Origin of the sequence: Streptomyces sp. NPDC056987 (assembly GCF_042673865.1) — a bacterium.
Taxonomy (GTDB): domain Bacteria; phylum Actinomycetota; class Actinomycetes; order Streptomycetales; family Streptomycetaceae; genus Streptomyces.
Window position 1 is genome coordinate 1 of sequence record NZ_JBHURV010000079.1, and the last position, 7,584, is coordinate 7,584.

Below are 7,584 nucleotides of genomic sequence, written 5' to 3' on the forward strand. Positions count from 1 at the left end.
GCTGTTGAGTTCTCAAGGAACGGACGCTTCCTTCGTACTCACCCGCAGACCGTGTCTGGGGTTTTCCTCCGGGCGCTTCCCTTCGGTGTTTCATTCTGTTCTGTACTTCGTTCTTGCGTTTCCGACTCTATCAGATTCATTCGGCGGTGTTTCCCGCTTCCAGAATTCCGACGGCCTTTGGATTGGCCCTTTGCCTTTCGGCTGTTCACTACTTTAACCGAATCCCCGCCCGACTCATAATCGAGTCGTCGGGTACAGAATTTCGGCATGCCGAAACTCAGACCCGTAAGGGTTTGATCGTGATGTAGTGGGTGGCCGCTTCGGAGGCTGCCGAACAGCAGGCTCCGTTGAAAGCGGCTCGGGCCACGTTAGGCGGGTGAACCGGCCGAGTCAAGTTCGTCGGCGGCGTGGTGCGTGGGCCCGGTAAGGGCTGACGGAAGGGTCGCCGTCGATCCAGAAGCGCCAGGGGTGGGTCGAGCCGTCGCCGCCCACTCCCGTACGCGGGCCGCTGCGGACCTGGGCTTTGGTGACCGGGGTGCCGGTGAGTATCGACAGCGGATGGTCCGGGCCCGCGCAGACGTCCGTGCCGTTGAGGGCCCGGTCCACGTCCAGGGCGGTGGCCAGGCGGGCCGGGCCTTTGGCCAGTTCCCTGTCGTTGCGGGCCGAGAAGCGACGTTTGCGGGCCAGCTCCGCGCCCACGCCGATCTCGCCGGCCCGGAGCAGTACCCCGCTCGCCCGGCCCTCCGGCCCGCACACCAGGTTGAGGCAGTGCCACATCCCGTAGGTGAAGTAGACGTATGCGTGGCCGGGCGGGCCGAACATCACGTCGTTCCGGGGTGTGCGGCCCCGGAAGGCGTGTGAGCCCGGGTCCACCTCGCCCGCGTACGCCTCCACTTCGGTGAGGCGGAGTTCGATGGGGCCGTCGGCCGTCTCCCGTACCAGCGTCCGGCCCAGGAGGTCGGGCGCGACCTCCAGGACCGGCCGGTCGAAGAAGTCCCTGGGCAAGGGCATACGGTCGGGGCTCGCCATCATGGCGTCCGAGCGTACCGGGGAACCGTCCGTGGCCGGAGCGCGTATGTAGGGGGCAGGGACCCCGAGGGACTTAGTAGGAGTGAGACATGGGCTTCAAGAAGCTGCTGGCGAGCCTGGGCGCCGGCGGGGCGACGGTCGAGACCGAGCTGATCGAGTCGAACGTGGTGCCCGGCGGGGTGGTGCAGGGTGAGGTGCGGCTCGAAGGCGGCTCCGTGAACCAGCGGATCCAGGGGCTCAGCGTCGGGCTCCAGGCGCGGGTCGAGCTGGAGGGGAACGAACAGGAGACCGTACAGAACATCGAGTTCACCCGGCAGAGCATCGGGGGTGCCTTCGAGATAGAGGCGGGGGCGGTGCACGTGGTGCCGTTCGGTCTGGAGATCCCCTGGGAGACCCCGGTCACGACCATCGACGGGCAGCCGCTGCGCGGCATGAACATCGGGGTGACCACGGACCTGGACATCGCGCGGGCGCTGGACAACAGCGACCTCGACCCGATCAACGTCCACCCTCTCCCCGCGCAGCAGGCCATCCTGGACGCCTTCGTCCATCTCGGTTTCCGCTTCAAGAGCGCGGACATGGAGAAGGGGCACATCCACGGGACGCGGCAGCGGCTGCCGTTCTACCAGGAGATCGAGTTCTTCGCGCCGCAGCAGTACCGCGGGCTGAACCAGGTCGAGTTGACCTTCGTCGCGGACGACCGTGAGATGGACGTGATCCTGGAGATGGACAAGAAGCCGGGGCTGTTCACCGAGGGCAGCGATTCGTTCCGCTCGTTCCAGGTGGGGCTGGGCGACTTCCAGGGCACCGACTGGGCCGCGTATCTCAACCAGTGGCTCGCCGAGGTCGGTGGCCGTCGTAACTGGTTCTGAGGGGAGCCTCTAGGCTCGGTCCTCCGGCGGCCGACGGCCGACATCGGCGGCCGGCACGAGACAGACGACAGGCCAGAGCTGACATCCGGAGGTTCAGACGTGACCGAGGCGACGAGGGCCCCACTCCCCCATGACTTCCATCCGCGGGTGCCGTCCTTCACCGTGGTGAGCGACGATGTCGCGCCGGGGGCGGTTCTGAAGGACGCCCAGGTCCAGGCCGCCGGGAACACCTCGCCGCAGCTGCGGTGGGAGGGGTTCCCGGCGGAGACCGGAAGCTTCGCCGTGACGTGCTTCGATCCCGACGCGCCGACCGGCAGCGGATTCTGGCACTGGGTGGTCTTCGACATCCCAGCGTCGGTCACGGAGCTTCCGGTGGGCGCGGGCAGCGGCTCGTTCGAGGGGCTGCCCGCGGGGGCCGTGCAGGCGCGGAACGACTACGGGTCGAAGGACTTCGGCGGTGCGGCGCCGCCGCCCGGGGACCCGGCGCACCGCTACGTGTTCACGGTGTACGCGGTGGACAGTGAGCGGCTCGGTCCCGACAGTGACGCCACCCCCGCGGTCGTCGGGTTCAATCTGCGCTTCCACACGCTGGCGCGCGCCCAGCTCATCGGGGAGTACGCGGCTCCCGCCGGGAGCTGACCGTTTCCTTTTTGTTTGCCCTGCCCTGGTCTTGGAGAGATCAGGGCAGGGCATTTTTTATTGTGTTGTCCCTCTCGGCGCGCCCGGCCAGAGTTGATCCAAGCCCGCAGCCTTGTCAGCCATGTCAGGGGGCCGGGCGGCGAAACACGGGAGGTGGGCGGGATGCGGGACACGTTGGTACTGAATGCGAGCTTCGAGCCGCTGTCGACGGTGACACTCAACCGTGCGGTGGTGCTGGTGCTGCAGGACAAGGCCGTCGTCGAGCAGGCCCATCCCGGTCTCCGTGTGCGGGCCGCCGCCGTGGAGCTTCCGGTGCCCCGGGTGATCCGGCTGTGCCGGTATGTCCGGGTGCCCTTCCGAAGACAGGCTCCGTGGTCGAGGCGTGGGGTCCTGATACGGGACCAGCACCGGTGCGCGTACTGCGGCCGGCGCGCGACGACGGTGGACCATGTGGTGCCGCGGTCGCGGGGAGGTGCGGACAGCTGGTTGAACACGGTGGCTTCGTGCGCCGAGGACAACCACCGCAAGGCGGACCGTACGCCGGATCAGGCGGGGATGCCGCTGCTGCGGGCGCCGTTCGTGCCGTCCCCGGCGGAGGCGATGCTGCTGTCGCTGCGGGCCGGTGAGCGTTCCGAGCTGCCGCAGTGGCTCGCGGGGGTTCCGGCGCAGCCCGCCGCGTGACCCTCGGCCGTACCGGCGGACCCCTCAGCCGTACCGGTGGATGAGGAGCTGGACGATGGCGACGACGCCGACCGTCACGACCAGCGTGCGCAGGGCGGAGGGCGGCAGCTTGCGGCCGAATCTGGCCCCGAGCTGGCCGCCGACGGTCGAGCCGGCCGCGATGAGGGCGACCGCCGTCCAGTCGAACTCGGCGACGAAGAGGAAGAAGAGCGCGGCGACGCTGTTGACGACGGCCGCGAGGATGTTCTTCACCGCGTTGAGGCGTTGCAGGGTGTCGTCGAGCAGCATGCCCATCAGGGCGACGTAGATGATCCCCTGGGCCGCGGTGAAGTAGCCGCCGTAGACGCTGGCGAGCAGCAGTCCGGTGAAGAGGAGCGGGCCGCCGTCGGGTCCCGCGCTGGTGCCTTTGCGTGCGCGGCGGGCCTGGACGGCGCGGGCGAGGCGGGGCTGGAGGATCACGAGGACGAGGGCGAGGGTGACCAGGACGGGCACGATCGTCTCGAAGGCCGTGGAGGGCAGGACGAGCAGCAGGGTGGCGCCGGTGAATCCGCCGATGACCGCGGCGACGCTCAGGCGCAGCACGCGGGGGCGCTGGCCGGTGAGTTCGGCGCGGTAGCCGATGGCTCCGCTGATCGAGCCCGGTATCAGGCCGAGGGCGTTGGAGACGGTCGCCGTGACCGGGGGGAGTCCTGTCGCCAGCAGGACGGGGAAGGTGATGAGCGTGCCGGAGCCGACGACGGTGTTGATGGCTCCCGCGCTGATGCCCGCCGTGAGCACGGCGAGCATCTCCCAGATGGTCACGGTGTGGTGCCTTTCGTGCTGATCGGTGCCGGATGCACCGACCACCGATCATGCACGAAGGGCGGGGGCGGTCAGTCGAGCGGGGTGTCCTGCCTGCGCTCCTTGCCGGTGTTGAAGCCGGGCATGCCGCCGCCGAGGTTGTCGAAGGCGCCGCTGAGTCCCTTGAGCGCGTCGCCGATCTCGCTGGGCACGATCCAGAGCTTGTTGGCGTCGCCCTCGGCGATCTTGGGGAGCATCTGGAGGTACTGGTAGGCCAGGAGCTTCTGGTCGGGGTCGCCCGCGTGGATGGATTCGAAGACCGTACGGATGGCCTGGGCCTCACCCTCGGCGCGCAGGGCGGCGGCCTTGGCCTCACCTTCGGCGCGCAGGATCGCGGACTGCTTCTCGCCCTCCGCGGTGAGGATCTGCGACTGGCGGATACCTTCGGCGGTGAGGATCGCGGCGCGCTTGTCACGGTCGGCGCGCATCTGCTTCTCCATCGAGTCCTGGATGGAGGTGGGCGGTTCGATGGCCTTGAGCTCGACGCGGTTGACGCGGATGCCCCACTTGCCGGTGGCCTCGTCGAGGACGCCGCGCAGGGCCGCGTTGATCTCCTCGCGGGAGGTGAGGGTGCGTTCCAGGTCCATGCCACCGATGATGTTGCGGAGGGTGGTGACGGTGAGCTGCTCGATCGCCTGGATGTAGCTGGCGACTTCGTACGTGGCGGCGCGGGCGTCGGTGACCTGGTAGTAGATGACCGTGTCGATGTTGACGACCAGGTTGTCCTGGGTGATCACCGGCTGGGGCGGGAAGGGGACGACCTGTTCACGGAGGTCGATCCGGTTACGGATCGAGTCTATGAAGGGGACCACGATGTTCAGGCCCGCGTTGAGGGTGCGTGTGTAGCGGCCGAACCGCTCGACGATGGCGGCGCTCGCCTGCGGGATGACCTGGATCGTCTTGATCAGGGCGATGAATACAAGCACCACCAGGATGACCAGGACGATGATGATTGATGGCATCGCGTTTCTCGGGCCCTTCTCTGCCGGATGTTCCGATGATCCAGTTTCTCAGACCGGAGGCGAACGTGGTGACCGTTCCGCCTGGTTGAGTCACCTGACTGTCACGTCTCGTTGTCGTGGGCGGTCGTCGTACGGGCGTCGTACGGCGTCGACCGCCGGGGGTTGGCTGTCGTGGCCGCTACATGACGACGGCGGTCGCTCCGTCGATCTCGACCACGTCGACCTGTTGGCCGGGTTCGAATGACGTGGCCTCGTCGTAGGCGCGCGCGGACCACACCTCGCCGGCCAGCTTGATCCGGCCGCCTCTGCCGTCCACCCGTTCCAGGACGAGGGCCTGACGGCCTTTCAGCGCGTCGATGCCGGTGGCCGATCCGGGGGCCGTCGCGGCTCGCTGCCGGGCCGCGAACGGGCGTACGACGGCGATGAGGGCCACGGACACCACGACGAAGACGAGGACTTGGACCACCACTCCGCCACCGAGGGCCGCGGTGATCGCGCCGGCGACCGCACCGGCGGAGAACATGCCGAACTCGGGCATCGCCGTGATGACGAGGGGAATGCCCAGTCCTACGGCGCCGATCAGCCACCACACCCACGCGTCGATTTCCACACGGTCATGGTAGGGGCGCGGGTCCCTGTCCCGACAGGGGTGATATCGGGTCAGAAGGCCACCGATATGACGGAGGCTCAGCCGAGCGGCAGTCCGTGGGCCGTCCAGCGGTCACCGGCGCGCTCGACGACGAGCGGGAGTCCGAAGCAGAGGGAGAGGTTGCGGGAGGTCAGCTCGGTCTCCATGGGGCCGGCGGCGAGCACCTTGCCCTGGCGGATCATGAGGACGTGGGTGAAGCCGGGGGCGATCTCCTCGACGTGGTGGGTCACCATGATCATGGAGGGGGCGTACGGGTCGCGGGCGAGGCGGCCGAGGCGGCGCACGAGATCCTCACGGCCCCCGAGGTCGAGGCCGGCCGCGGGCTCGTCGAGGAGGAGGAGTTCGGGGTCGGTCATCATCGCGCGGGCGATGAGGGTGCGCTTGCGCTCGCCCTCGGAGAGGGTGCCGAACCTGCGGTCCAGGTAGTCGGTCATGCCGAGCCGGTCGAGGAAGGCGCGGGCGCGCTGCTCGTCGACCTCGTCGTAGTCCTCGTTCCAGGTGGCGGTCATGCCGTACGCGGCCGTCAGGACGGTTTCCAGGACCGTCTGGCGCTTGGGCAGCTTCTCGGCCATGGCGATGCCCGCCACGCCGATCCGCGGGCGCAGTTCGAAGACGTCGACCTTGCCGAGCCGCTCGCCGAGGATCCGGACCTGGCCCTTGGTCGGGAAGAGGTAGCTGGAGGCGAGGTTGAGCAGGGTGGTCTTGCCGGCGCCGTTGGGGCCGAGGATGACCCAGCGCTCCCCCTCCTTGACCGACCAGGAGACATCGTCCACCAGAGCGCGTCCGTCGCGGACCACGGTTACGTCCACCAGCTCCAGTACATCGCTCATGAGCGCGTTGTCTCCCCATGCAATCGTCTTGAGGTTTCGGGTGCGCCTGTAGACGCGATCCCCCAGGGAAAACCTACGCCACCGGTCGAGTGGTCCGGCCGTGAGGTCTGTTACCTAGGCTGGGGCCATGCTTTCGCAACCACGCTCAGGACTGCTGGCCTCATGGGGAAATGCCCTGTTGGCCGGATTCGTATCGCCGGACGACGCGGTGCTCGCCGTGGTCGGCGAGGACGCGCTGCACCGGGTGGAGGGGCTGCCGGGGGAGACGGGGCCCGTGGGGCTGACGCTGGCGCTGGGGCGGCTGCGGGCGCTGGGGGTGACCGGTTACCGGGTCGCGCTGCCCGCGCCGGGGCATCCGCTGGGTCTGTGCGGTCCGCCGGGGTTCAATGCCCGCGCCCTGGAGGCGGAGGAGGCCGTGATCGCTGTGGGGGCGCCGTACGGGCTGGTGCCCGAGGTGTCCGCGGTGGGCCCCGAGGGCGACCGTCATGTCGAGGTCCTCTGGCACTGTCTGCCCGTACGGGAGGCGCAGCCGGCGGACGTGCCCTCGCTCGGGGAGGCGGAGCGGGAGCTGGCGGAGGCGCTGCGGGAGGCGGCGGAGGTGCTGTCCGGGCTGGACGTGGCGGCGTCGGGGCCGGTGGCCGAGGCGATCGTGGACGCGTACCGGGCGCGGGCCGAGGCGGGGCGTGAGGTGCTGGCCCCGGGCTATCCGCAGCGGGCGGTGCGGGTGCTGGAGCAGGCGCAGCGGGTGGGGCTGATGATCGAGCTGGCGTACGAGCACGGGCACGGGGGCGCGGTGAGCGCGTCGGAGATGGCGGCGCGGGGGGAGGCGCTGCGCCCGGTGGAGCGGTTCGCGCGGCGGGCGCAGGTGGCGGCGTACAACGCGTATGTGGAGGAGCGGGAGCGGAACGGTCCCGGGGCGGGGGTCTGACACCTCCGGTCTCCTGGGCGGGGCGCCGGCAGCCCCCTGTCGCGCGGGAGCCGACGGGCGCGGGCCGGCTGGGTGCGGGAGGGAGCCGGGGCACGCGGAAGGCCCCCCCCCCGGGGGGCGCCGCCCGGCGGCGCGCCCGGCGGGGGGCCCGGGC

At 69.6% G+C, this 7,584-nt stretch carries 9 protein-coding genes; 4 read left to right on the forward strand and 5 right to left on the reverse strand.

Features of this window, described 5'->3' with window-relative positions; genetic code table 11:
* Positions 1–390: 390 nt before the first annotated feature.
* Positions 391–1,032, reverse strand: a complete 642-nt coding sequence (locus tag ACFTZC_RS41660; RefSeq protein WP_382899302.1) for a DNA-3-methyladenine glycosylase — start codon at positions 1,030–1,032, stop codon at positions 391–393.
* Between the two features lie 86 nt (positions 1,033–1,118).
* Between ACFTZC_RS41660 and ACFTZC_RS41665 the strand changes: the two genes are divergently transcribed.
* The 3 genes from ACFTZC_RS41665 to ACFTZC_RS41675 all read left to right on the forward strand — a co-directional run bounded on the left by ACFTZC_RS41665 (position 1,119) and on the right by ACFTZC_RS41675 (position 3,221).
* The gene (locus ACFTZC_RS41665; RefSeq protein ID WP_382899304.1) at positions 1,119–1,901 is read left to right on the forward strand and encodes a sporulation protein; all 783 of its coding nucleotides are present in this window, start codon (positions 1,119–1,121) and stop codon (positions 1,899–1,901) included.
* Positions 1,902–2,000: 99 nt separating this feature from the next.
* Positions 2,001–2,540: a YbhB/YbcL family Raf kinase inhibitor-like protein gene (locus tag ACFTZC_RS41670; protein WP_382899306.1), complete on the forward strand. Its 540-nt coding sequence runs from the start codon at positions 2,001–2,003 to the stop codon at positions 2,538–2,540.
* 162 nt (positions 2,541–2,702) lie between these two features.
* Positions 2,703–3,221: an HNH endonuclease gene (locus tag ACFTZC_RS41675; protein ID WP_365818547.1), complete on the forward strand. Its 519-nt coding sequence runs from the start codon at positions 2,703–2,705 to the stop codon at positions 3,219–3,221.
* A 24-nt stretch (positions 3,222–3,245) separates the two neighbouring features.
* Here ACFTZC_RS41675 and ACFTZC_RS41680 read toward each other — a convergent pair whose 3' ends face one another.
* The 4 genes from ACFTZC_RS41680 to ACFTZC_RS41695 form a co-directional block, all read right to left on the reverse strand.
* Positions 3,246–4,022, reverse strand: a complete 777-nt coding sequence (locus tag ACFTZC_RS41680) for a sulfite exporter TauE/SafE family protein (RefSeq protein WP_382899308.1) — start codon at positions 4,020–4,022, stop codon at positions 3,246–3,248.
* A 71-nt stretch (positions 4,023–4,093) separates the two neighbouring features.
* On the reverse strand, positions 4,094–5,023 hold the full coding sequence (locus ACFTZC_RS41685; protein ID WP_030353811.1) for an SPFH domain-containing protein: 930 nt from the start codon (positions 5,021–5,023) through the stop codon (positions 4,094–4,096).
* A 178-nt stretch (positions 5,024–5,201) separates the two neighbouring features.
* Positions 5,202–5,633, reverse strand: a complete 432-nt coding sequence (locus ACFTZC_RS41690; RefSeq protein WP_382899310.1) for an NfeD family protein — start codon at positions 5,631–5,633, stop codon at positions 5,202–5,204.
* Between the two features lie 77 nt (positions 5,634–5,710).
* The gene (locus ACFTZC_RS41695; protein ID WP_365818554.1) at positions 5,711–6,502 is read right to left on the reverse strand and encodes an ABC transporter ATP-binding protein; all 792 of its coding nucleotides are present in this window, start codon (positions 6,500–6,502) and stop codon (positions 5,711–5,713) included.
* Between the two features lie 127 nt (positions 6,503–6,629).
* Between ACFTZC_RS41695 and ACFTZC_RS41700 the strand changes: the two genes are divergently transcribed.
* A complete protein-coding gene (locus ACFTZC_RS41700; RefSeq protein ID WP_382899312.1) occupies positions 6,630–7,430 on the forward strand; it encodes a hypothetical protein in 801 nt (266 codons plus the stop codon).
* The last annotated feature ends 154 nt before the right edge of the window (positions 7,431–7,584 follow it).